Source organism: Bacillus sp. AFS040349 (assembly GCF_002577655.1).
Lineage (GTDB): Bacteria > Bacillota > Bacilli > Bacillales > Bacillaceae > Metabacillus.
The window spans coordinates 1-23,766 of the sequence record NZ_NUMC01000066.1 but is presented as its reverse complement, the minus strand read 5'-3'; the positions used below and the strand labels follow the sequence as shown (position 1 = coordinate 23,766).

Here is a 23,766-nt window from a genome sequence, read left to right as displayed (position 1 = left end):
AAGTAAGATTTATTATGTAATATCTAACTCAATATAAATTCTTACAATTGCTATTTCAAGTTTTAACATGTTTTGAGTCATCCATTCTTTTCGTAGCATTTAATTATTAGGATACGTGACTATCTTTACAAGGGCAAATATACAGCTTAGTGGTTTATCTTATTTTGTTTTAGAAAATAAAAAGGAGTGACCTGTATGAGTCACTCCTCGGAAAACGTTTACAAAACTAATTAACATTTTGTCTATCTAAATAGCAAGTGTTGACTATGAACTCCAGCTTTTTTTAATAACGCTTTCAATTGTTCCTGTTCTTCATCCGAAAGACCTGAAAATGCACGAGCAATCCGTATAGCATGTATAGGATAGATTTCTTCTAGATAGTTTTGCCCTTTGTCAGTTAGTTTAGCGTAAATAGAACGCTTATCCTTAGGATCCTGTTCTCGATAGATAAACTCGTTTTTTTCAAGCTTATCTATAACATAGGTAACATTTCCACTAACAAGTAACAATCTTGAACCAATTTGCTGTAATTTTTGCGGCCCCTTTGTAAACAATAATTCCAAAACAGCAAATTCTGTTGGATTAAACCCGTGCTCTTTACTATCTCGGATAGAATGCTCGGAAATACTTTTAAAAGCTCTTGCAAATACACGAAATAAATCTAATGCATTCTGTAATTCTTCTTCAGTAAATGATCTCATTCCATCGCCCTCTTGTTCAAAATTAACCATAGATAAACTATTCAATTTTTAGATTCTTTTTTATTTTACTATTAATCATTGAATATTTGAAGGTATTAAAGGAGAAAAAGAAGAAAAGATGTATCTTGAGGTGACTTATGAATAAAAAAATACTAGAAACATTAGAGAAAATAGAAAAAGAGCAAAATATTAAAATTCTATATGCGTGCGAATCTGGAAGCAGAGCATGGAATATGAACACATCTTTTAGTGATTGTGATGTTCGATTTATTTATAAACGTGAAATGAACCGGTACTTACAGCTTATAGAAGGAAAGAATACCTTAGAGTATTCTATAAATGATAACGAGGAATATGTTGGGTGGGATATAAAAAAAGCTCTGCAACTACTTTTGAAATCTAATCCAACATTGCTAGAGTGGATTCATTCTCCTATCATCTATCATAGTCACCCTTCTTTTAGAAAAGAAATAAGAAAACTATCAAAACTTTCTTTTTCCCCAGTTTCCGTCCTGCATCACTATTTAAGCATGGCAAAAAGAAATCATCAATCTTTATTTGAAACGAATAAATCAAAAACAAAACTATATTTAAATGTAATAAAACCCATTGCATGCTGTATGTGGATTGTTAATCATCGTGAGTTTCCAGAAATAGGGAAGAAATGGATCTTTGAGGAATGTTCAAATGATCATCTTGTATTGACTGAAATTGACAGATTAATTCACTGTAAAAAAAATGATCAACATGATTTCCGTTCAGAAATTCTTGATCTCTATATCCACTCCTCCATAGAGAATCTTGATCAAGTAAAAAAAGAATTCCAAGCACTTAAGACCATATTACACGACCCATTTAATGAATTTTTTATTAAATCCATACAAGAATAAGCATGTAATGTATAGAGAGCTCTTTATCTATTAAGTGGAGCTCTCATCCTCTATCATCCCGCAGAATTCCCTTTTTTCTTTACATTCGGAACATTATGATAGAAATAATTATATTCATTTTTAAGTTCGGTTAGCGTCATCTTATTCATAACCTGACCATTATAAACACCAATTGCAAGTAGTTTTTGAGAGTAATAATTTCTTTGTTCCTCAAGTGCAGTTTGTAACATTTTGCTCATAGCACTCATCTCCATATTTAATAATTTTACCTTTCTTACTTTACCTCAAAAATATTATGTGACGATTAATATAATGTTAAGATTTTCTTTCGAGTTATTAAGATTGTATTAATTTGATTAAATTCTTAAAAATTTGTCGACAATAGTTTCAACACTTTAAGGAGTTGAAACTTGTGAAAGTAAAGGTTATAGCAAAAAAGGCAGATCATTTGAGAACAACGGTTTTCTACCTTAACCAAGATGAGCCGAAAGCTCAGCAATTATACATGGCAATCTTAAAAAATGAGAAAATTGATATCCTAACAATTTACAATTCTAAAACAAATCAGTATGAAGAGGTAACCTCAATATTTCCACTCACCTTTTTAAGCTTTCTTACCCAACAAATCCTCGTGCAACTCAATACCGGGTTTCCTCACGATTCCTATAAAGAATTTATAGGTTGAATATGCAATTTCTGATTAAGCAACGTGAATGCTCAGAATGTTCTAACGATGTTATAAATCCCTTGCGTTTTTCCCCATTTTATCCTCATCTAAAAGAAGATTCAGTTTCACTGTGAGTATTCCTAACACCCATTTTAAAATCCCATATTTTTATGTTAGATTTTCTAACAAAACAAAAGCCATTCCTTACATAACAGGATATACTTGTAAAAAGAATGTTTTAAGGGGTGGAGTAATGAATCACCAAGACCGCTCATACAAGGATAAAAAGGTAATCTCAATTGGTACTGTCAGTGAGTTGACTGGATTAACGTTGAGACAAATTCGATATTATGAAGAAAGAAAACTAATTGCTCCATATCGGAATGAACGAGGTACTAGAAAATATTCGTTCTCTGATATTGAGACACTAATGGACATCGCAGATAAACGAGAGGACGGTGTACAAACAACTGAAATCTTAAAAGAAATGAGATTAAAAGAAAGACAACGAGAAAGTGAAGCTGATGTTAGAAAAAAAATGCTACAAGGTCAGTTGAACGCACAATTCAGGTTTGGACGTGGCAGAAATTAATCATTATCGCTGCAGACAGCACATCATCTCTTGCTGCAGCGATAAATTTTAGCTTCCCTCAATAAACAAACTAGCTGATATTTCCCCTTATTCTCTCATTCCACAATCGTTAACCCTTCTTTTTTCTATATTTTCAAAAAATTACACATAAAAAGCATATTTCCCTATTTACAATTGGCAAAAATAACCGATAATAGATTTAATAGGACTTTTTACCACCTATATATCTATATATGTAAATCTCGAGGTGTTCAGTGTGAAATCACTAGATGCAGTAATAGAAGAATACCGAAAAAGAATGTTTTCAATCGCCAAAGAAGATGGAATTAGTGCACAACGAACATTGGTTGCTAGTCAAAACTTAGATGAAATTTTAAATATTGAAATGAATAAAAATAATCCTTTACCTATAAATAAGAAAAAAAAAATTTAGCTTTCTTGAAAATACACCATTTAATAAGGTTATGGTGTATTTTTTTCTATTATTGACACAAAGATAAATACATGAGGAAGTGATACTATTGAATCAAAAAATTATTTGGCTTAGTAAAGGAAAACCATCTACACTTGAACATAAAGGAAAAGAATTTCGCTCAGGGATATGTAAGAATCAAGTTGAAAAACTAGAGGTTAAAGCAAGCAATATTGTAGACGATGATGTAGCTAACCACGAGTACCATGGAGGGGCTGAACGTGTCATTTGTGTTTATCCCTACGAACATTATGAATTTTGGGAGAACCTTTATAAACAAACATTACCAAAAGCTGCTTTTGGAGAAAACCTAACAGTTTCAGGTATGAAAGAAACAGATGTATGTATAGGTGATATTTATCAAATTGGTGAAGTTGTAGTTCAAGTTTCACAAGGACGATTTCCTTGTTCAACGATCAACAAGTATACAGATATCAACACATTATTAAATAAGATCGTTGAACATGGTTATACCGGTTATTTCTTTCGTGTTTTAGAGGAAGGGAAAATCTCTTCAAATTCAAGTATTAAACTGTTAAAAAAACATTCTGCAGGAATTTCAGTTGCAGCCATTCACGATACATTTTTCCATCAAAAAGATGATCTATCTCAAGTTGAAAAGATTCTATCTCTTAGTGAACTATCTGAAGAATGGCACGTCCGTATGAAGAAGCTCCGTCGACAATTGATGAAAAGGTAAGGGTACTTCACCTCCTCTTATTATTCAAAATATTCTGTTGACTATATGGATAATTATGTTATGATTATAACTGATTTTAATTAAATTACCATTTTCTACTAGGGGAGTCCATTAGCTTGGACTGAGAGAGGAACGCGTTTGAAGTTCTTTGACCCTTTGAACCTGATCTGGATGATACCAGCGTAGGGAAGTAGCGACAATTGTAAAGGGATAAGCGCGCATCTTTTTACATTTCTACCTACACCTATTGAACGGGTTCTGAATTTCAGAACCCGTTTTTATTTTTGCCTTCCGCTGATGTTTCAATCGATCACTTTCATTTTCAAGGAGGAGAAAGTATGAAGATTACAATTAAACAGCCATTTTCCGGAAGTAAAAAAGTTTATGTACAAGGAAGTAATCCTGACATTCAAGTTCCTGTAAGAGAAATTACTCAGAGTGTAACGAAGAATACATATGGTGAAGAAGTTAATCCACCTGTTCGAGTTTATGACACTAGTGGACCATACACTGATATAACTGCTGAAATTGATATTAGAAAAGGATTACCAAGAGCGAGAGAAAAATGGATCCTTGATCGTAATGATGTTAAACGATACGAAGGACGAGAAATTAAGCCAGAGGATAATGGATATAAAGCTTCTAGTAAACATTCTAACTTAGAGGTTTTTCCCTCTAATCAAATTCACCCGTTTGTGGCAAAAGACGGTAACCGCGTAACACAGCTTTATTATGCTAGAAATGGGATTATAACACCCGAAATGGAGTATATTGCTATTCGAGAGCAAATGGACCCCGAATATGTACGTGAAGAAGTTGCATCTGGCCGTGCTATTATTCCCGCAAATATTAATCATCCCGAAACAGAACCAATGATTATAGGGAAAAATTTTCACGTTAAAATTAATGCTAATATCGGAAATTCTGCTGTTTCCTCTTCTATCGAAGAAGAAGTTGAAAAAATGACATGGGCAACTAGGTGGGGAGCAGACACGATAATGGACCTTTCAACAGGGAAAAACATTCATACAACCCGTGAATGGATTATCCGAAATTCTCCTGTTCCCGTTGGTACTGTCCCTATTTATCAGGCATTGGAAAAAGTGAATGGAATTGCTGAAGATTTAACATGGGAAGTTTATCGTGACACGCTTATTGAACAGGCAGAACAAGGGGTAGATTATTTTACTATACATGCTGGAGTACTTCTTAGATATATCCCTTTAACAGTTAAACGGACCACTGGAATTGTTTCTAGAGGCGGCTCCATTTTAGCGCAATGGTGTTTAGCTCATCACAAAGAAAATTTCTTATATACTCACTTCCAAGATATTTGTGAAATTCTCTCAAAATATGATATTTCCATTTCTTTAGGTGATGGATTAAGACCAGGCTCGATCGCCGATGCAAATGATGAAGCTCAATTTGCTGAGCTGGAGACTCTTGGTGAATTAACAGAGATCGCATGGAATTACGATGTTCAAGTGATGATTGAAGGCCCAGGCCATGTTCCAATGCATCTTATAAAAGAGAATGTTGAGAAGCAGCAGGAGATTTGTAAAGAAGCTCCATTTTACACCTTAGGTCCGTTAACTACTGATATTGCTCCAGGCTATGATCACATCACTTCTGCTATAGGTGCTGCGATGATTGGTTGGTTCGGAACAGCCATGCTTTGCTATGTAACACCAAAAGAGCATTTAGGTTTACCAAATAAAGAAGATGTTCGAGAAGGTGTAATTGCCTACAAAATTGCAGCACATGCTGCAGATCTAGCAAAAGGTCATCCTGGAGCACAAAACAGAGATGATGCTCTTTCAAAGGCACGCTTCGAATTTAGGTGGCATGATCAGTTTAATCTTTCCTTAGATCCAGAAAGAGCAAGAGAATACCATGATGAAACTTTACCTGCTGAAGGGGCAAAAACAGCTCACTTTTGTTCAATGTGCGGACCGAAATTTTGCTCTATGAGAATATCACATGACATTAGAGAATTGGGGAATGACTCAAGTAAACCAATGCATGAGTTATTAACTGAAGGAATGAAAGAAAAGTCAAAAGAATTTATTGACGGTGGTTCAAAGATTTATAGATAAAAAAATAAAGAGGTGGGGTAAACCCCGCCTCTTTTTTCATGAGCCTTTATGATTAATTAAATTAGTCGCAATTCCCGTACATGATATTCTAGCAAGCGGATCTTCCCCCACAATCCCATAAGTTCTTCCCTTAAATCGGTGATCGTGTTTTGGACGTTCTCCATCACCATACAGCACACCACCATATTCTATATCGATCGGCTCGTCATAATTATAATAAGTTCGATCTTCAAATAAGTGATAATGACCTCCACCCGGTAACGGTATAGCAGGACCTGTTTCACCATAGAATCGATGATAATGTTTATTTTTAAAAGAAGTAATTCCTCTATATAAATGGCGGTGGCGATCAAAACTATTGCCATTTACTTCCCTTGTAAATCCATCAATTATATGAAAATGTTCCCGATATGTCGTTGTGACAGCTGAAAATCTGTGAGCATGGTGTGGTTTATCTGCACCTATTAATATCATACTATCCCTCCATCAAGCTGCTTACTTTTTCATATGAAAATTTATTCCTGATGGAAAGTTGTCTCTAATTAATCATTCAGGATATCCTTCCTGGTCATGTATTATTCCTACATTCTTCATTTCCACTGATATATTTACTTTAAATTGAACATCAGGATAAATTTCATCCCATTTTTCTATTTTATTAAATTCTTTACCTGTTTTTGTTGCACGATACCTTAATCCAAACCCAAGTGGATCTACCTTTTCCTTTTGCATTTTCTTTAGCAGGCTGTTAATTTGTTTTTTCACTTCAATTTTTACCTTTTTTTCATACTCACTAGCTTTACCTTCATCTAATGTTTCAAAAGCTTCTTCAACAATACCACTTAGATGAACATCATAAGATATAACAGGACGATTGTTTTTGTCAGTTTTCAAATCAAAGCTTGCCTTAATCTTATCTGTTGAAAAAACAAAATAGGGTTTCCCTGCTTTTACTACCTTAATTTCAAATTTTGAAGCCCTATTTCTTAACATGTTAAAGTATTTTGTTTCTTCCCCTGACAAAATTAAGGCTTGTTTCATATTTGAGAGAAGGCTTGTTTTGTTAATAGAGAATGCTTCCTCGTCAGTTTTAATAATTGGCAAAACAGGATCAATGCCTCTTTCTGTTTGCTTTCTTCTAAAGTCAAATACATAAATAGATGTTATATAGGGTGTTTCAGTTCCAAAATTCCCAAAGCTCAAAAACAGTGCATTTGATGGTACTCTCTCTCCGGGAGGCTCTGCTTCAAGTACTGATAGAGCAGATGGGCTTCCAACTGCCATCCAGGCAATAGCTTGAATATCACGTCTACGATAAAACCAATCTAGGATATTTGTTAAGTCCTCTTCAACAATATTTTCACCTAATATAATCATTTTTGTATGGCTAAAATCTAACTCTTTATCTACTTTTGACTTAATTATTCTTACTGCCTCAGAAATCGTTTCAGCGGATTCGGTCATCATCCGTGATTCATTGCTTCCTGTTTTTGTTTCACTTGATGGAACTGCTAACTTTAACGTAATATCATACTTATTCTCATTTCCCTCAGATTTGTCCACTCCAACCGAAACAACAAAAAAGCGCCGGTCAATATCTTTATATCCACACCCACCTAAGAATAGGAGCATAGCGGAAACAACCAATAAGATTCTGATTTTCATTTTGAGAGCTTTTCCTTTCTTATTGATAATATCTTCAAAAGGACTAAGCCCGCAATTTGGGCAGGCAACAAGAGCATCATCCACACTTTTGCAATATCTCCTATCGTCTTTTCCTGAAAAAAATGTTGAACAACCAAACCTAACAATGCAAAAGTTCCAACAAGAATAAAAGGCTTAATATCTTTGTTTTTAAATTTAATAGCTGGGAAAACACTCTTTAACTGCTCTAATCCCACATGCCAATGGAGTATAACACTGGCTAAAGAAACATTGATATATAAAGCTAGGAAAAGAAAACTAATTCTTTCAATAAAACCTAACTCAATTCGCATTGCTTCTGTTGTCGCAATCCAAGGAAATGTAAAGGATTCAACTCCATCAAATCCATTCAGCCCTATTGGAATGATAAAAGTAGTGATTAATGTGAAAAATCCTAGTACTCCAACAAGCCATAAATATTTAACTTTTACTTCCTTATATAAACGATTAAAAATAACAAGATTTGTGTAACCTGTGTAAACAAATGTAGCCGTAGAAATTGATTCAAAACTTGGAAATTCTTGAAAATGCGTTACAGCAACACGAACTGAATCCCACATTAAGTCTTCATTGAAGTATGACTTAAATATGATAAAAGCAATGAAGGGGAGATTAAGTAATAAGATAATTTCCGTTGCATATAAGACCTTTTTTGATGGTAAAATTGCTCCAAATACAATGACAATTAAAAAAGTAACCATAATCAGAAGCTCATCCATATCGGGATTAATATACTGCTTTGAAATATTCGTAAAAGCAACTAATGTAACTAATCCTGCTACGTACCATAAAACACCTTGTATAAACAGAAAAATTAATCGAAACCATTTAGGTGTATATTTATCAAGTATTTCTGGCAATCCCATGTATGGGAAATTGCTCATATACCTTGTGAAAAAATAGATGATTATAATCCCGATCGGTACAGCTAAAATCATAGCTAATATTGAGCCATTACTTCGATTTTCTATTAATACCATTGGAACATAAGCTACGATATTTGTTAACATATTTAGAATTAACATGACATAGATAAACCGCTTTGACATAATCATCTTCCTAGTTTTTTAGTAGAATTGGGATAATGCTCCTCATTACATTACGTATTTCCTAATATTCATTTTTTTAAGTTTTCTTTAAGAAAGACTCCTAAATATGGCTGTCCAAAACTATTCAAACTAACTAAATAAAAAATGAGTCCTATTAAAGCTACGATAACTCCAATTAATCCTATAAAGGTTGCCATTGCAAGTAAAAAGTATTTTGTCACCCTCATCGCAAAGCCCATTTCATTTATTGGGATAACAAAGTTAGATATTGCAACTGCTGATACAATAATAATCATAATATTACTCACAAGCCCTGCCTCTGTAGCCGCTTGCCCCAAAATAAGACCTCCAACTGTTGTAGCAGTTGGTCCTATTGCTTTTGGCAACCGAATACTTGCCTCTGTTAAAAGCTCCATCATTATTAACATAAATAACACTTCAATATAAGCAGGATATGGAACAGACGCACGACTGCCTGCAATTGACAGAGCGAGCTGGACCCTAAACAACTCTGGATTAAATGCAGTAATTCCTACATATATCGCAGGAAGTAAAAGAGCAGTAGCAAGGCCAAAATACCTTAAAAAGAGAAGAAATCTTGTAATTCCTTTCGGTTGATACAAATCATCCATTGAACTCATAAAGTCATAAAAGACCGAAGGCAAAATAAGCGCAAACCTTGTACCTTCCATTAAAATGATTACCTTACCTTTTGATAAGTTATAGGCAACTCGATCAGGTCGTTCGGATATAACAATGGTCGGAAATAAGAATGCCTTTTTTCCACTTATTAACCTTGAGAGTTGCCCGGATGATTGAACCACATCCTTATCGATTGCTTTAAGTTTGTCTTTGAAATCTCTTAATACGTCCCAATCAACCTCTTTAGAATCGTAAATAATATTTATATTCTGTTGTGTTTTTTTCCCAACCTTTTCATCTTCTATCACCAGTGTTGGTTGATGATAGCGATGACGAAGAATGTTTATATTTGTTTCTAAATCTTCACTAAATCCTGTTTGAGGCCCTTGAATTGTTGTTTCAATTGTTGTTTCAGGAATGTTTTTGTTTACAAACTCTTTTATTTCCATCGTTAATAATGCTTCATTAATTGAAATAACCATAGAACCACGTATTAATAAATCGACTGGATTATCATCTTGTTTCAGTTCTCTAATTCCTGACAGTGAAAACAAATAATCTTTGTACTTTTTAATATCCTCAACCTCAAAAAAAGGCGTTAAAATATCATCATGTATCTTTTTTTTATTGCAAATGCTGCTAATATAATAAAATTCGCATTTTTTCTCTTTCGCATCCAATTGTTGAACCACCAAGTCTGAAGAACCCTTAAGTTCCTCCTTAATAGTAGCTACCACCTGATCTTTTTCACTATTCATAACAAAGTTCCCCTCATTTGATGCTGCGTTTTCTATAGCTTTTGCCTCTAGATGGAAAATCATACATATTGAGTGAATAACTGTAGTTTTTTCCCTATTTATGAATAGTTATGGAAATTGTTCTAATACTACCATCATCTACTATTTTTGGAGGGAATTTTTATGAAAAAAATAATTGTTTTATGTGTTGCATTGTTTTGTTTAACACAGCAACCTGCACTTGCTGCACCACCTCAGGAAGATATTGATCAGATATTAACCGAATTAGGATGGTCGCAACAAGAGTTAATAGATTATCTTGAGTATTATGAATTAAGTTTAGATGATTTTGAAACAGCAGAAGATCTTCGCTTTATGTTAGGAACTCCGATAACTGATGAAAACCTAGCTGAATTATTAGCTTCTTATGAAATGACCAGACAAGAAATGGATGTTGTTTTAGCCGAATTTGGTGAAACTCTTGATGATTATTATTTCATTGAAGATCTTGATGTTGCCTTAAGCTTTTATTTAGATCATGATGGAGAAATGGCAGAGATTGAGGAATTTCTAGCTTTAATCGGTTTAACTGATGAAGAGGTAGACTCCTTATTTAACCATTTCATGGCACTTGATGAACAGCAGTTAGAGCAAGAAATGGAACGCATAATAACAAGGCTTGATCCATTTTTAATGATGGAAGATATGTCAGTTTTAACTGATGCACAACAGGATGAATTAGTTTCAATCCTTCAAGATATGATGAAGGTTTTACAACTAGATGCACGCTTCTATTTAGATGATAACAATGGAGTGCGAACAGAGGTTACTTTTAAAGAACTAATGAATATGGAAGAGCTATATGGTAATACATTAACAATAGAGTTATATAACACAAATGGAGATATGCTTTTAGATATGAGTTTATCTGAAGATATGTTAAGCTCTGAATTCTTTATTGAATCTGGTATTGAACTTGCGGAAGTAGGAGATATGGCCGGAGAGCTAACTAACCTTCTACACAACCGATTACCGGATACAGCTTCTTCATTATGGATGAATATGCTTCTCGGATTATTAGCTATTGGTGTGGGAATAACAGGATTTTTCTTAACAAAAAGACCTCAACAGGTTAAGTAATGGCTACTAGGATTGTCTCTTATCTATCTATCGGGCTAATCTTAGTTGGAATCACCGTTTTTATCTATCAAACCTATTGGATTACAATTGGATTTCAATCGATAAACGAACAAGAGGTAAAAGCATCCTATTCTCCACCTCAACAAGGTAAAACAATAAAAACCGTCAATTCAGACCCTCCTGAAGAAGGTGCTAAAATAGGAATATTAACTATTCCTAAGCTCGATAGAACATTGCCTATATTTCAGGGAGCAAGTGAGGAAATCCTTAAAAAGGGTGTTGGTCATATAACATCAACACCCTTACCTGGTGAGGATAGTAACTCAGTCTTATCAGCACATCGCGATACCTTTTTTCGTCAACTTGATTCTTTAGTCGTTGGAGATAAACTAATCGTGAACCGTTCAGATTTTTCTTTTATATACAAAATTAAAAAGATTAGAATTGTCAATAAAAACGATAAAACGGTAATTGTTCCGAAACCAAAAAGTACGCTAACACTTACAACCTGCTATCCTTTCACCTATATCGGACCAGCACCACAACGATACATTATTGAAGCCGAGTTAATTACAAAGCCAAAAATTGAACAATAAAATAGTAAAAAAGCTGACGGCAAAAATACCGTCAGCTTTTTATTGTCATATACCGTTGTGGTGAATGTTATTAACCATCTAAAGAGTTTCTTATTTTCCAAACGATGAAAGAAATTTTACTCGATCACCCATTGGTGGAATATTTTGATCAACAAGTTGAATTTCCAATACAGAAGGGCCCTTTTCAGACTGTAGCTGTAGAATAAGTTCTGGTGTTAAATCTTCCATTCGTTGAACACATGCACTGGATATACCCATTGATTCTGCTACTGTAGCAATACTCACTGCTTTTTGTTCGAAGCGTGAATGCGATCGTTGATATTGTAAGTTATGTCCATGATAAACCATACCAAGACGTGCATTATTCATCACAACAAAAAGGATAGGTAACTCATATTCCTTTGCTGTTAATATTTCCATACCGTGCATAAAGAAACAACCGTCACCTGTTATACAAACAACATCTCTTTTGGGTTCAGCTAATTTACTTCCTATTGCTGTTCCTATTCCAGTACCCATGGCACCGAAATGGACATTAATATCAAATGTATGAGGCTCTTTTACCTTCATGTAATGAATAACATATGACATGAATTCACCAATGTCAATTGTATATCGAGTAGACTCTGGTAAACTTCTTTGTAGAGCTACTAACACATTTTGAGAGTTAAACTCTCCCAAATGATGTTCAAGTTCGAAAAACTCTTCTTTCTTGAAATAAACATGTTGATCATTAACATGCTTTTTCACCTCTTCAATGATTGTACGTAATGTTAACTTACAATCCCCTACTATAGGTATATTAACTTGGTATTTGCGATTAAAAACAGTTGAATCGAAATCAATTTGGATAACTTCTCTATTTTTTGTTAAATTAACATTCCAATTATTTGTGGCAGTTTCACCTAAGCTTGAACCAACAACAAGAAGAGTATCCCCTTGGCTTTCATTAACAATTTCAGAAGCCTTCTCATGACCAGCAAAACCAAATACTCCTTTAAACAGCGGATGACTGTCTTCCATTAAACCTTTTGCTTGCGGAGAACAAATAATTGACATATTTAGTAGTTCTGCTAATTCAATTACTTCATCAACAGCTTGTCTTGCTCCTTGTCCGACAAAAATAATTCCATCTTGATGGTGTAGCAACCTTTGGGCAGTTTTTTCTACAATCTCTTGTTGAGGAACAACCTTTTTCATGACTGGGAATCCAGGAATTTCAATATTTTCATCAACCATTTCAAGCTGAATATCTATTGGGATCGCAACATGAACTGGCCCCGGAACACCTGACATGGCAATATTCACCGCTTCTTCAACAATGTCCATAAGTTCATCAGAACGGTTTACAGTAGCACTAAACTTCGTAACAGGTTCAAATACTGGTTGTGCATTTAGCTCTTGCGAAGCATTAAGTCCAACAGTATTTACAGGAACAGCACCTGTTATAAACAAAACGGGTAAATGCTCTCGCATTGCATTTGCTGCACCTGTAACTAAGTTTGTACCACCTGGTCCACTACATCCTATACAAACACTTAAACTCTGAGAATATTTTGCATAAGAAGCAGCCATATATGAAGCAGCACCTTCATGCTTTGTAACAATAGGAGTTATCTCTGGGAGATCATACAACTCATCAAAAAACGCATTCACAGAACCTGCTGGAATTCCAAATATATATTTCACTCCACCATTATGTAAATAGTTAAGCACAGCTCGAATTGCCTTCATTTTATCCTCCTGACTATTAAATAGTAAAAACTAATTTAAGTACTTTTCAAAAAAATCGTCTGCTTTTACAGGTGGTGAAAAGTAGAAACCTTGCACAAGGTGACAATCACTTGATAAGAGAAAATCAATTTGATCTTTGGTTTCCACACCTTCAGCAATAACATGTAAGTTTAAATTGTGCGCTAATGTAATAATTGTATTGGTTATTGCTGCATTTTTTGAATCGTGACAAACATCGTTAATAAAAGATCGATCAATTTTTAACGTATTGATTGGAAAGTTCCTTAAATATCCTAGTGATGAGTATCCTGTTCCAAAATCATCAATTGAAATCTTAATTCCTAATTTTTTAAGTTCAGACATCTTAGATAGAGTTTCCTCAGTATTTTGGATAATCAAGTTTTCAGTTAATTCGAGCTCTAGATAACTGGGATCAAGTTGTGTTTCTGCTAAGATATTTTTAACCATAGTGACAAAGTCTTTTTTATTAAATTGCTGAGCCGATACATTAACAGATATTGAGAAATGCTTATATCCTTTTTCTTGCCATTCCTTAAGTTGTTTACATGATTGTTTAAGTACCCATTCACCTATTTGCACGATAAGCCCTGTTTCTTCAGCAAGTGGAATAAACTGTCCTGGTGGAATCATTCCTTTTGAACTGTGGTTCCATCTAAGAAGTGCTTCCACTCCAATAACTTTCTTATGCTTATAATCAAATTGCGGTTGATATACTACAAGAAATTCATTAAGATCCAACGCTCGGTATAAAGACGTTTCCAGTTTCACATTATCCATTGTCCGCTTGTCCATTGACGAAGTATAAAATTGATAATCATTTCCTGAAAGTTCCTTCACTTTGTACATGGCTGTATCAGCTTTTTTAATTAAGTCATCAGCTTTCTCACCGTCTTGAGGAAACAAGCTAATGCCGATACTCGCCTTAACAAAAATCTCATTTCCATTAAGATCAAAAGGTTCCTCAAAAGCAGAGATAATATTTTCCGCGAATTCCCTTATCGCGAATTCATTTCGTGCTACAGGTAAAATAATAGTAAATTCATCCCCACCTTGACGTGAAACCGTGCAGCCATTGTAAGCACATTCTTTTAATCTTTTTGCTACCATTCTTAATAATAAATCACCATAGCTATGGCCAAGCATATCATTAATGGTTTTAAATCGGTCTAAATCCAAAAACAGCACCGCTAGTTTTTCTTTGTGCAACTGTGCATATACTAATCCTTGATCAAGTCGATCTTTTAATAACAGTCGATTAGGAAGATTTGTTAAACTATCATAATAAGCATGATAGTTTATTTTCTCTTCCATTTGTTTTCGGTACGTAATGTCTTTAAATGTTACAACGTAGCCAACTAGCTTTTTTTCTTCTTTAATTGGCGTTGAGGAATATTCAACCGGACAATTTGATCCATCTTTACGAATAAATACTGCATCAGTATAGGTTGTTACACCGTTACCTTTATTCCCCTGCTTATGTAGAGTTTGATCACTTTTATGAAAAAAGATTTTATACGGTTTACCGATTAGTTCCTTTTCACTATAACCTAATATTGTTTCGGAAGCTGGATTACAAAAAGAGATGTTACCTTCAATGTTAACACCGACAATTCCATCTCCTGCCGAATTTAGAATCAATTCCTTTTCACGACTTAAACGTTGTAATTCTCCAACAACATCCTCAAGCTCCGTATTTTTTTCTGTTAACTCACAGGTTCTCTTCTTTATGATAAGTTCCTGTTTCTCCATATAAATAATATGTGATAAAACAGACGCAGTCGCTTCAACAATAGACTGTGCTAACTGAATTTCAGCTTGTGTGTAAACACGTTTATTTTGTCCTAGATTTACAATAGCAAGTAATCCCAATATTTCACCCATTGTTACAATTGGCAGCATAAGAATACCTTTAATACCAAATGAACGGCACGCCTCATGGTTAGGACGTGGGTCGCAGTAAACATCCGGGATGAACACAGCCTTTTTCGTTTTTATAACCTCTTGAAAAAGTTTATCTGTTGAATGGTCGATGTTTATAACATTATGAGTTTTCATCCAGGCTTCTTCTGTCCAATCGCTTCCTTTACTAAGACTGGCTGGCTTAATTTGTTTTTCTGCAACAGGATCTAATAAATGAGCCCCAATATTTTTATTTTTCAAGACTATTCCTACATATGAAAAACATTTATCCAATACTTCATTTAAAGTAGAACAAAGAGACAGTTCCTTTGTAACATCAATAAGAAGCTGTTTTTCTGAAATAAGATTTTCCTTTTTTGTCAGGTTGTTCGCATTTCTTATAGCAACTGCAGCCATATTCACATAAGCTTCTACTGCCTGAATCTCAGCATCTTTAAGATTCATATAAACTCCATAGTTAAATAGAAACACCAGTCCGTATACTTCATCTTCATAATTAATAGGCAGTGCTAAAAGAGAAGTTATCTTAAATGCCTCGACCGCTCTACGGTCAGGCCTAGAATCCTTTGACGTATCAGGAATATAAATACTTTCCTTTGTTTCAAGGACCTCATTTGCAAGGAGGTCTTTCTTAGGATCAATTACATGCATATCCAATGTGGCACCATTAATATACTCAGGCTTACCAACAAACCCCCGATATGTCCCATCTTCTTGAGGGAGGTATATTCCAACTGAATCACACTGGAAGATTTCCTCAGAGATGGCCGTTACAACATGCCCTAACACTTCATGCAATTCTAGTTTTGTATTAATTAATTTTGTAATATGTGCGAGACGAGAGTATCTCGTGTGTTCTTCAATCATCAATATCCCCCCAATGACAAACAACCTATGTATTTGACAACATATTCTAGTTTATATAAAAAATCTTCTAAAAATCGACAAACTATAATTCTATTAAATTAAGCATATTATATTAGCACCAATAATAAAAAGGTCATAAGCACCAAATTTCTACAATCAAATAGTTCAATAGTCATAGTATAAAGGGAATGAATATCCATAATGGTTAGTATGTTATTCAATTGAAAAACAATCTGCTTTTTCTTAGAACAACAATTTTCAAAAAATTAGTTTCACAAAAAATAAACCACGTTATATAACGTGGTTTAACCATGACAAAGCATCCGTGTGTATCCTATGAAAAAGCTTGATCAATTGCATTATCCAAATTTGGCTGTGTATTTCCAACATATCTTTTTGTCACATTAACGTCTTTATGACCTGCTAATTTTGCAACTATATGAAGATTAATTCCTTTATTAATTAGCTTCTGGCAAAATGTATGACGAAGCTTATGTGGATTAACATCATATTTTTGTAACATATACTGCACAGCTCTAGTAGAGAGCCGCTTATTCACACTTGATACAAAAATGGCATCTTTTTTAATAGTTAAAGAATCAATATAATTCTCCAGATGATAACTTACATCTGTTGTTAATGGAATAAAACGATCAATCTCACCATCATTATCTTTTATTAATAACTTCTTTTTTCCATCAACCTCTTGAATATCATCAAAATTTAAAGCACATAGTTCAGATATACGAATGCCCGTATATAATAGTGTATAAACAATCGCTATATTGCGAAGATTACCATCTGCTTTAACTTCAAGTAATAGTTTTTTCTCTTCACTTTCTTCCAGAGATTCAGGAATGCTTGTATCCTTAATCTTCTCTTTACGCTTGATATCCAAAACAATTTCAGACTTGTCTATAAAACGAACAAAAACACTAATAGCCGCTAAATATTTTTCAATTGTTCCAGCCGTTTTTTGTTGATTCTCAAGTTCATCCATATATAACTGAACATCATTCTTAGAGACCGAATTTAGTGATTTACCTTTTGATGATAACCAAGCCTCGAATTTTTCTAGTACACCAATATAGGTTTTGATTGTACCATCAGCTTTTCCTAGTTGTTTTTGCCAAATACTAAATTCCTCAATCATATTCTTCTCAGTGTTCATATTGAATCACCGTCCTAATTTTTAGAATATTTGATTCTTACCTATTATATAACAGAAATTCAGTTACCTCAACTTCTCTGCAAAATTTTTTCCTTTAATTAAGAAAACCCTAGTTTTTTTTACGATTAACAAATAAACAACCAAATTATTGGCATAATATGAATACTATTTGCATAGGAGGACATATGATGGCCACGGATCAATTATCATTATTCGCACTTGGTGGCGTGAATGAAATCGGGAAAAACATGTATGTGATTCAATATGCCGATGAAATCATTGTAGTCGATTGCGGAGGTAAATTTCCAGATGAAAATCTATTAGGTATTGATTTAATCATTCCTGACTTAACCTACTTAGAAGAAAACAAAGAAAAAATAAAAGCGTTAGTTGTAACACACGGCCATGAAGACCATATTGGTGGTATTCCCTACTTTCTCAAGAAATTGAATGTTCCTATATATGGAACACGTTTTACACTTGGTTTAATTGAATTAAAGCTAATGGAACATAATCTTGTAAGAGAAACTGAATTGATTCAAATAGATTCTGAATCTACTGTAGAATTTAATAAAATTTCCTTAAGCTTTTTTAAAACTAATCACAGTATTCCAGACTGTTTGGGAATTGTTTTTCACACACCTGAAGGAGTTGTCGTACATACTGGAGACTTTAAATTCGATTTAACTCCTGTAAATGATCAACATTCAGATATCCACAAAATGGCTGAGATTGGTAGAAAAGGTGTTCTAGCTCTTTTATCAGAAAGTACTAATGCAGAACGCTCGGGTTTAACTCCATCAGAACAAATGGTTGGCGAGCATATGGAGGAAGCTTTTATTAAAGCCACAAGAAAAGTCATTGTCTCCACCTTCGCTTCAAATGTTAATCGTGTTCAACAAGTTGTTGATGCTGCACTCAAAACCAATAGAAAGCTTGCACTTCTAGGTAGAAGTATGGTGAATGTGGTTGATGTAGCTATTGAACGAGGCTATTTAACCATTCCTGAGGGTATGTTGATTCAACCTAGTCAAATAAATGAGCTCGCCCCGGAAAAAGTTGCTATATTATGTACTGGTAGTCAAGGAGAGCCACTAGCTGCACTTGCTCGACTTTCCACTTCAAATTATCGTGACGCAGAAATACTTGCAGGTGATACAGTCATATTAGCAGCTTCTCCAATACCTGGTAATGAACGGAATGTCTCGAAGATTATTGACAACTTGTTTACACTTGGGGCTAAAGTCATTTACGGTTCAGGAAGTTCAACAGGCATGCATGTTTCAGGACATGGATATCAAGAAGATCTAAAGCTTATGCTTACATTAATGATGCCAAAATATTTTATTCCCATACATGGTGAATATAGAATGTTACATCAACACCGTTTATTAGCTGAGTCGGTTGGAGTAGAAAAAGATCATACCTTTATCGTAAACCTGGGCGATGTGGTTGACATTGAAAACCAAGAAGCCCGTCAAACTAGAAAAGTACATGCAGGGAACACATTTGTGGACGGAATTGGCGTGGGTGATATAGGTGATATTGTTCTAAGAGATCGAAAACAATTATCCGAGGACGGTATGCTTGTTATAGTGATTACCTTAAGTAAAGCCGATAAAAAAATCATTTCCGGACCAGACACAATTTCAAGAGGATTTGTTTATGCCCGAAACTCTGAAGACCTATTAAAAGATGTTAACCGTCAAGTAGAACGAATTATTAAAGATCTACAAAGAGAAAGAGTTCACCAATGGAACGTCATGAAACAAAACATCAAAAAAACAATTGGTCAGCATTTATATAAGCAGACAAAAAGAAAACCTATGATACTTCCTATCATTATAGAAGTGTAAAAGCATAGCAGTTCGGGTGGTACCTGGCACCACCCGATTTTTTGTAGATTGAAACCAACAAAAAAGAACAGTATCGCTACTGATCTTTTCCCAACATGGTGAAGTTCATATCAACGACTTCCATACACACCATATTTAATAATATCAATATATTCATCAAGTTCCGGCATCATTTTTTCTAGTATATCGTCATATTCTAGCTGTTTACTTTCAAAAAGATGAACATATTTTTTAGTAACAGAATCTAATGCAAGCATAGTTAATTCTATTATTTTTTCAGGTGAGGTTTGACCTTCTAATAATTGTTTATCTAACAGCTTCGCTAAAAATTCTCCACTATATTGATCAGTATTTTTTTGTAACAAATTCTGTAATTGTTCTTTTAATTCAACCGGTGGATGAATAGTAGCACTTGTAACGAGTTTTGTTTCAATTAAAAAGTCATATTGAATTCGTTGTTTAATGAGAACAACCTCTTTTATTCTTTCAAAAAAATCATCGGTCTTAACCTTTTTTATTTCTTCGATAATTTTATCTCCGATTAGCTGCCTGCAATAGTCAACAACATATAAATAAAGGTTTTTCTTACTTTTAAAATAATGAAAAAGAATTCCTTTTGATATACCAGCTCTTGAAGTAATTGTCTCAGTTGAGGTTTTTTCATAGCCAGTTTTTGAAAACTCTTCGATACAGATTGTTAAAATCTTTTCTCTCTTTTCATCAGGTAATTTTTCAAATGCAGAATACAACGTGTACACCTCAAATTAATTACTATCATTTTGTCTGATTATACAGCAATATCTTTTCGATGATAAGCAACATAGCTTAACACGATCATTATAGTAGCTATAGTTATCATGATACATAGAAAAAGTAGTTTAATGGATTGATTTGCAATAATGTCAGCAGCATCGATATATTTGAAGAAACTAAAATATTTGAGTCCTTCCAAGTTCTCGGTAATACCAGATACTACACTTAAAAAATATGATAAAAAAACAAAGCCTAATGAAACCGATGTGATTGTTCTAGCCTTTTTCATTGTCGTTGAAAGTAAGAATGATATAGCTGCAAATGTAATATGCAGTAGAAAAGTTGCTAAAACAAGCAAAATAAACGTTTTCATCGACGGATCTTCCTCAGCAAATTGAAAGCCAATGAGAGAAATCACCATAATGATTATATTTAACAGAGCAATATTTGTCATAACAGCTAGCCACTTTTCAGTCATAATTTGCATACGAGTAATTGGCTTTGATAATAAAAATTCAATTGTTTTTTCATTTTCTTCCTTAGCGACAATATTTGAAGCTAACATAACCGCAAAGATACTCCCAAATAACGTTGTCATAAAGTGAACTTGAACTCCATAAAATCCGAGTAAAGATCCATAATCAAGGCGGTCCATTCCAAATGCTTGTTTAAAAGAATCCGGGTAAGCATTAAGCAATTCCTTCATTGTTTCTTGATCCTGAGTAAATTGAGGATAAATGCTAAGTGTCATTAAAATGATTCCACTTAATGCAAACCCCCAAATGATAAGTGATTTTAAGTTTTTCTTTAACTCACGTTGATATATCATTTAAATCCCCTCCCTTTCCTACTCATAATAATGAATGAAAACTTCCTCTAAAGAAGGCTCTTCTATTAGTAAATCTTTCACATGTAGTGTTGACATCTTATGAAGAAGTCTATTTATATCGCCACTATACAAAAAGGTCCAATCATCACCGTTTTTCACTTTATTCATTCCCTCAATCTCTTCAATTGCTTGCTCATTTTCATCTTGAAAGGTAAGGCTTATTTTTTTTACATTATTTTTAAGTAACTTCTCAACTCGTTCTACTTTTAATAATTTACCTTCTTTAATAATCGCAACACGGTCACACATTTTCTGAACTTCACTTAAGATATGAGAGGAAAAGAAAATGGTTGCTCCTTTATCCCGCTCGATCTTTAATAGTTCAAAAAAAGTATGCTGCATCAACGGATCTAATCCCCCTGTTGGTTCATCCAAAATGAGCAATTTTGGTTCGTGGAGAAGCGCTTGAATTATCCCCACTTTTTTTCTATTTCCAAACGATAGATCTTCAATTTTTTTATTAAGGTCTAAATGAAGCTTCTCGGCTAATTCTACGATTCGTTGATCATTTGAGTATTGATGAAATTTAGCAGAATACTGAAGTAAATCTAAAGCTTTCATATCATCATAGTAATGAACTTCAGATGGTAAATAACCAACTTCCTTACGAATTTCCTTTGAATCTTTCACACTATCTTTTCCAAAGATTTTGGCTGTTCCACTTGTTGGGTGAATAAAATTTAACAATGTACGTATTGTTGTGCTTTTCCCTGCCCCGTTCGGTCCAATAAAGCCGAAGATTTCCCCCTTATGAATTGAAAGGGAAAGGTCATCAATTCCTCTGTTTTTTTTATAGCTTTTGGTCAAATTATTAATCTCGATTATTTTCATATAACTTCCTCCTATATGAGGTCATATTGACTGATCAGTCAATTTTAGTTTAATCCACATTGACTGGTTAGTCAATGTTTTAAAAAAGAATAATTAACCACATTTTGCACACGAAACTATTGCATAGTTTTAAAATACCCTTTATAATATTACACTGTTTGTTGCAACATTTTTTATTACGTATGAATAAGATAAGAAGACACCATTCATATAGTTTAAGAAGATATATCATTTTACAATCGCTAAATACCTGCACACATCAAAATAAGCTATGAAAGGGGCGAAATAATGTTTAGTAAACTATTAGAAGTTGACCAACGTTCTGATAATCCAGAAGAATTGAAAGAAGAATTAGAGGATCTTGAGTTTCAAGTCTTTAGGATGCAGGACAATTTAAAGGAAATTGCCAAAAGAAGTAAGGTTCTAGGTGTTGACCAAACAAAAGAAGATAAGTTAGTTATCGTTTATACTCCAGAAGATGAGCAATCCTGTAAAATTATGTTATGCGACTGTGAAACCTCCTATAAAGGTAAGTGGGATTTTTCCATTCACGCAACTTATATTGATGATGAAACGATCCACATTGGTGATATTAAAGGGCCTGCCAATAAAGGATATGGCTCCATATGTATGGACTACTTAAAAGAACTTGCAATTGAGCAAAACATTCCTAAAATTACAGGTGACATTGCCAAAAGAGATTGGGATCATGTTGACAGACTTGTTCACTTTTATGAAAAACATGATTTTCATGTTGAAATTAATTATGACCACAAATCTGGGGAAATTATGTGGTATAGATAAATAAATGGATCATTTTGAATCAGTTAACGTCTTCAACTGAATCAAAATGATCTATTTTTTTGATTTCTTTCCCCTTTCTACAAGTTGGAATAACAGATTAAAAAAACTTTTCAAAAATGAAACCTTTCTATATGATAGACCGTAGTACTAATTGTCACAAAAGTGACTGCTCATTTTTAAAGGGAGGAACATACACCATGATAAAGAAATTATTTTCAGCAATGCTCGCTATTACCTTACTTTTCACTCCAATAAGTGGCTTCTTAGTTGGAGATCAAGTTACAACAGTTAGCGCAAAGGGCTACAAATCTGGTAAAAAATCGTTTAACTCAAATACAAACAGCCCGTCACTTATTAAAAAGGATGATACTCAGCAAAAATCCTCTACAACAAAAAGCAACACTACTACAAAGCCAAAAGCCGGCAGTTTAATGAAAGGTTTGTTCTTAGGTGGGTTAGCTGGTTTATTACTTGGGGGATTGTTAAGTAATCTTGGCATTTTAGGTTCATTAATTGGCCTAGTTATTAATGTTTTAGCCATTTTTGCCGTTATTTTTATTATCAGAAAAGTATTTGTTTACTTTGTAAATAAAAATAAACGTAAACACAAGGAAGATACAATATGGGGCAAATAAAGCTTTCTGAACAAAACATTGTAAATGCACTATGTTTACACATTGCTCACAAAAGAAAAATAAAGCCTTCGGACGTAGAAATCGAGCTATTATATGATGATGACTACGGCTTTTCTGCTGAAGCATATATTCAGGATCGTAAGCAAATATTGATAACCGCCAATATAATAGAGGCCATTCGTTTTTGGTTAGAAACCGAAATGAATATCGATCCTTTCGCTGCCGCAATAGAGCTAGTATTAGATGATGATGAGGGAATTATTTCGTTGATTAAATAACAAGGGGCTGACCCAAAAGTC

General features: G+C 33.9%; 24 protein-coding genes and 1 riboswitch. Of the genes, 12 read left to right on the top strand and 12 right to left on the bottom strand.

What is annotated here, in order from left to right; all coding sequences use genetic code 11:
* Positions 1–242 precede the first annotated feature (242 nt).
* A complete protein-coding gene (locus COD11_RS15170; protein ID WP_098797745.1) occupies positions 243–701 on the bottom strand; it encodes a MarR family winged helix-turn-helix transcriptional regulator in 459 nt (152 codons plus the stop codon).
* Between the two features lie 137 nt (positions 702–838).
* On the opposite strand from COD11_RS15170, the gene COD11_RS15165 reads away from it, so the two are divergent.
* Complete coding sequence (locus COD11_RS15165) at positions 839–1,591, top strand: nucleotidyltransferase domain-containing protein (protein ID WP_098797744.1); 753 nt, start codon at positions 839–841, stop codon at positions 1,589–1,591.
* 53 nt (positions 1,592–1,644) lie between these two features.
* Here COD11_RS15165 and COD11_RS15160 read toward each other — a convergent pair whose 3' ends face one another.
* Positions 1,645–1,830 carry a Fur-regulated basic protein FbpA gene (locus COD11_RS15160; RefSeq protein WP_098797743.1) on the bottom strand — a complete coding sequence of 62 codons (186 nt, stop codon included), beginning with the start codon at positions 1,828–1,830 and terminating at the stop codon, positions 1,645–1,647.
* Between the two features lie 173 nt (positions 1,831–2,003).
* On the opposite strand from COD11_RS15160, the gene COD11_RS15155 reads away from it, so the two are divergent.
* From COD11_RS15155 to thiC, 5 genes are all read left to right on the top strand, one after another.
* Positions 2,004–2,276, top strand: a complete 273-nt coding sequence (locus COD11_RS15155) for a hypothetical protein (RefSeq protein ID WP_098797742.1) — start codon at positions 2,004–2,006, stop codon at positions 2,274–2,276.
* 235 nt (positions 2,277–2,511) lie between these two features.
* A complete protein-coding gene (locus COD11_RS15150; protein ID WP_098797741.1) occupies positions 2,512–2,850 on the top strand; it encodes a MerR family transcriptional regulator in 339 nt (112 codons plus the stop codon).
* A gap of 256 nt (positions 2,851–3,106) precedes the next feature.
* The gene (locus tag COD11_RS15145) at positions 3,107–3,283 is read left to right on the top strand and encodes an aspartyl-phosphate phosphatase Spo0E family protein (RefSeq protein ID WP_098797740.1); all 177 of its coding nucleotides are present in this window, start codon (positions 3,107–3,109) and stop codon (positions 3,281–3,283) included.
* 88 nt (positions 3,284–3,371) lie between these two features.
* A complete protein-coding gene (locus COD11_RS15140; protein WP_098797739.1) occupies positions 3,372–4,022 on the top strand; it encodes an MOSC domain-containing protein in 651 nt (216 codons plus the stop codon).
* Positions 4,023–4,112: 90 nt separating this feature from the next.
* A riboswitch (TPP riboswitch) is annotated at positions 4,113–4,228 on the top strand.
* A 132-nt stretch (positions 4,229–4,360) separates the two neighbouring features.
* On the top strand, positions 4,361–6,118 hold the full coding sequence (gene thiC, locus COD11_RS15135) for a phosphomethylpyrimidine synthase ThiC (protein WP_098797738.1): 1,758 nt from the start codon (positions 4,361–4,363) through the stop codon (positions 6,116–6,118).
* 36 nt (positions 6,119–6,154) lie between these two features.
* Here thiC and COD11_RS15130 read toward each other — a convergent pair whose 3' ends face one another.
* From COD11_RS15130 to COD11_RS15115, 4 genes are all read right to left on the bottom strand, one after another.
* Positions 6,155–6,592, bottom strand: a complete 438-nt coding sequence (locus COD11_RS15130) for a YmaF family protein (RefSeq protein ID WP_098797737.1) — start codon at positions 6,590–6,592, stop codon at positions 6,155–6,157.
* A 72-nt stretch (positions 6,593–6,664) separates the two neighbouring features.
* Positions 6,665–7,783, bottom strand: a complete 1,119-nt coding sequence (locus COD11_RS15125) for a Ger(x)C family spore germination protein (RefSeq protein ID WP_098797736.1) — start codon at positions 7,781–7,783, stop codon at positions 6,665–6,667.
* Positions 7,780–8,871 (bottom strand): GerAB/ArcD/ProY family transporter, encoded by a 1,092-nt coding sequence (locus COD11_RS15120; protein WP_176551104.1) that lies wholly within the window; start codon positions 8,869–8,871, stop codon positions 7,780–7,782. The genes COD11_RS15125 and COD11_RS15120 overlap by 4 nt, the downstream gene beginning before the upstream one ends.
* A 68-nt stretch (positions 8,872–8,939) precedes the next feature.
* Positions 8,940–10,271, bottom strand: coding sequence for a spore germination protein (locus COD11_RS15115; protein ID WP_098797763.1), 1,332 nt, complete (start codon positions 10,269–10,271; stop codon positions 8,940–8,942).
* Positions 10,272–10,433: 162 nt separating this feature from the next.
* On the opposite strand from COD11_RS15115, the gene COD11_RS15110 reads away from it, so the two are divergent.
* Together COD11_RS15110 and COD11_RS15105 are read left to right on the top strand one after the other, a co-directional pair.
* Positions 10,434–11,390 (top strand): processed acidic surface protein, encoded by a 957-nt coding sequence (locus COD11_RS15110; protein WP_098797734.1) that lies wholly within the window; start codon positions 10,434–10,436, stop codon positions 11,388–11,390.
* Positions 11,390–11,986, top strand: a complete 597-nt coding sequence (locus COD11_RS15105; protein ID WP_098797733.1) for a class D sortase — start codon at positions 11,390–11,392, stop codon at positions 11,984–11,986. The genes COD11_RS15110 and COD11_RS15105 overlap by 1 nt, the downstream gene beginning before the upstream one ends.
* Before the next feature lie 90 nt (positions 11,987–12,076).
* On the opposite strand, the gene COD11_RS15100 is transcribed toward COD11_RS15105, so the two are convergent.
* The 3 genes from COD11_RS15100 to COD11_RS15090 all read right to left on the bottom strand — a co-directional run bounded on the left by COD11_RS15100 (position 12,077) and on the right by COD11_RS15090 (position 17,699).
* Complete coding sequence (locus COD11_RS15100; RefSeq protein WP_098797732.1) at positions 12,077–13,720, bottom strand: thiamine pyrophosphate-binding protein; 1,644 nt, start codon at positions 13,718–13,720, stop codon at positions 12,077–12,079.
* A 30-nt stretch (positions 13,721–13,750) separates the two neighbouring features.
* Positions 13,751–16,528, bottom strand: a complete 2,778-nt coding sequence (locus COD11_RS15095) for a bifunctional diguanylate cyclase/phosphodiesterase (protein ID WP_098797731.1) — start codon at positions 16,526–16,528, stop codon at positions 13,751–13,753.
* A gap of 334 nt (positions 16,529–16,862) precedes the next feature.
* A complete protein-coding gene (locus COD11_RS15090; protein WP_098797730.1) occupies positions 16,863–17,699 on the bottom strand; it encodes a tyrosine-type recombinase/integrase in 837 nt (278 codons plus the stop codon).
* A 188-nt stretch (positions 17,700–17,887) separates the two neighbouring features.
* On the opposite strand from COD11_RS15090, the gene COD11_RS15085 reads away from it, so the two are divergent.
* Positions 17,888–19,555 carry a ribonuclease J gene (locus tag COD11_RS15085; RefSeq protein ID WP_098797729.1) on the top strand — a complete coding sequence of 556 codons (1,668 nt, stop codon included), beginning with the start codon at positions 17,888–17,890 and terminating at the stop codon, positions 19,553–19,555.
* Between the two features lie 110 nt (positions 19,556–19,665).
* On the opposite strand, the gene COD11_RS15080 is transcribed toward COD11_RS15085, so the two are convergent.
* Genes COD11_RS15080 through COD11_RS15070 form a run of 3 tightly spaced genes read right to left on the bottom strand, consistent with a single transcriptional unit; the run spans position 19,666 to position 22,028 of the window.
* Positions 19,666–20,304, bottom strand: a complete 639-nt coding sequence (locus COD11_RS15080; RefSeq protein WP_176551103.1) for a TetR/AcrR family transcriptional regulator — start codon at positions 20,302–20,304, stop codon at positions 19,666–19,668.
* A 38-nt stretch (positions 20,305–20,342) separates the two neighbouring features.
* The gene (locus tag COD11_RS15075; protein ID WP_098797727.1) at positions 20,343–21,137 is read right to left on the bottom strand and encodes an ABC transporter permease subunit; all 795 of its coding nucleotides are present in this window, start codon (positions 21,135–21,137) and stop codon (positions 20,343–20,345) included.
* A gap of 18 nt (positions 21,138–21,155) precedes the next feature.
* Positions 21,156–22,028: an ABC transporter ATP-binding protein gene (locus COD11_RS15070; protein ID WP_098797726.1), complete on the bottom strand. Its 873-nt coding sequence runs from the start codon at positions 22,026–22,028 to the stop codon at positions 21,156–21,158.
* 288 nt (positions 22,029–22,316) lie between these two features.
* Between COD11_RS15070 and COD11_RS15065 the strand changes: the two genes are divergently transcribed.
* The 3 genes from COD11_RS15065 to COD11_RS15055 all read left to right on the top strand — a co-directional run bounded on the left by COD11_RS15065 (position 22,317) and on the right by COD11_RS15055 (position 23,745).
* The gene (locus tag COD11_RS15065; RefSeq protein ID WP_098797725.1) at positions 22,317–22,832 is read left to right on the top strand and encodes a hypothetical protein; all 516 of its coding nucleotides are present in this window, start codon (positions 22,317–22,319) and stop codon (positions 22,830–22,832) included.
* Positions 22,833–23,029: 197 nt separating this feature from the next.
* Positions 23,030–23,467, top strand: coding sequence for a hypothetical protein (locus tag COD11_RS15060; protein WP_369689283.1), 438 nt, complete (start codon positions 23,030–23,032; stop codon positions 23,465–23,467).
* Positions 23,455–23,745, top strand: a complete 291-nt coding sequence (locus COD11_RS15055) for a YxcD family protein (protein WP_098797724.1) — start codon at positions 23,455–23,457, stop codon at positions 23,743–23,745. The genes COD11_RS15060 and COD11_RS15055 overlap by 13 nt, the downstream gene beginning before the upstream one ends.
* The last annotated feature ends 21 nt before the right edge of the window (positions 23,746–23,766 follow it).

Excerpts from the sequence above, each read along its gene's own strand:
- COD11_RS15170 (WP_098797745.1), bottom strand. The coding sequence starts at position 701 with ATGAGATCATTTACTGAAGAAGAATTACAGAATGCATTAGATTTATTT.
- COD11_RS15165 (WP_098797744.1), top strand. The coding sequence starts at position 839 with ATGAATAAAAAAATACTAGAAACATTAGAGAAAATAGAAAAAGAGCAA.
- COD11_RS15160 (WP_098797743.1), bottom strand. The coding sequence starts at position 1,830 with ATGAGCAAAATGTTACAAACTGCACTTGAGGAACAAAGAAATTATTAC.
- COD11_RS15150 (WP_098797741.1), top strand. The coding sequence starts at position 2,512 with ATGAATCACCAAGACCGCTCATACAAGGATAAAAAGGTAATCTCAATT.
- thiC (WP_098797738.1), top strand. The coding sequence starts at position 4,361 with ATGAAGATTACAATTAAACAGCCATTTTCCGGAAGTAAAAAAGTTTAT.
- COD11_RS15130 (WP_098797737.1), bottom strand. The coding sequence starts at position 6,592 with ATGATATTAATAGGTGCAGATAAACCACACCATGCTCACAGATTTTCA.
- COD11_RS15125 (WP_098797736.1), bottom strand. The coding sequence starts at position 7,783 with ATGAAAATCAGAATCTTATTGGTTGTTTCCGCTATGCTCCTATTCTTA.
- COD11_RS15120 (WP_176551104.1), bottom strand. The coding sequence starts at position 8,871 with ATGTCAAAGCGGTTTATCTATGTCATGTTAATTCTAAATATGTTAACA.
- COD11_RS15115 (WP_098797763.1), bottom strand. The coding sequence starts at position 10,271 with ATGAATAGTGAAAAAGATCAGGTGGTAGCTACTATTAAGGAGGAACTT.
- COD11_RS15110 (WP_098797734.1), top strand. The coding sequence starts at position 10,434 with ATGAAAAAAATAATTGTTTTATGTGTTGCATTGTTTTGTTTAACACAG.
- COD11_RS15105 (WP_098797733.1), top strand. The coding sequence starts at position 11,390 with ATGGCTACTAGGATTGTCTCTTATCTATCTATCGGGCTAATCTTAGTT.
- COD11_RS15100 (WP_098797732.1), bottom strand. The coding sequence starts at position 13,720 with ATGAAGGCAATTCGAGCTGTGCTTAACTATTTACATAATGGTGGAGTG.
- COD11_RS15095 (WP_098797731.1), bottom strand. The coding sequence starts at position 16,528 with ATGATTGAAGAACACACGAGATACTCTCGTCTCGCACATATTACAAAA.
- COD11_RS15090 (WP_098797730.1), bottom strand. The coding sequence starts at position 17,699 with ATGAACACTGAGAAGAATATGATTGAGGAATTTAGTATTTGGCAAAAA.
- COD11_RS15085 (WP_098797729.1), top strand. The coding sequence starts at position 17,888 with ATGGCCACGGATCAATTATCATTATTCGCACTTGGTGGCGTGAATGAA.
- COD11_RS15075 (WP_098797727.1), bottom strand. The coding sequence starts at position 21,137 with ATGATATATCAACGTGAGTTAAAGAAAAACTTAAAATCACTTATCATT.
- COD11_RS15070 (WP_098797726.1), bottom strand. The coding sequence starts at position 22,028 with ATGAAAATAATCGAGATTAATAATTTGACCAAAAGCTATAAAAAAAAC.
- COD11_RS15065 (WP_098797725.1), top strand. The coding sequence starts at position 22,317 with ATGTTTAGTAAACTATTAGAAGTTGACCAACGTTCTGATAATCCAGAA.
- COD11_RS15060 (WP_369689283.1), top strand. The coding sequence starts at position 23,030 with ATGATAAAGAAATTATTTTCAGCAATGCTCGCTATTACCTTACTTTTC.
- COD11_RS15055 (WP_098797724.1), top strand. The coding sequence starts at position 23,455 with ATGGGGCAAATAAAGCTTTCTGAACAAAACATTGTAAATGCACTATGT.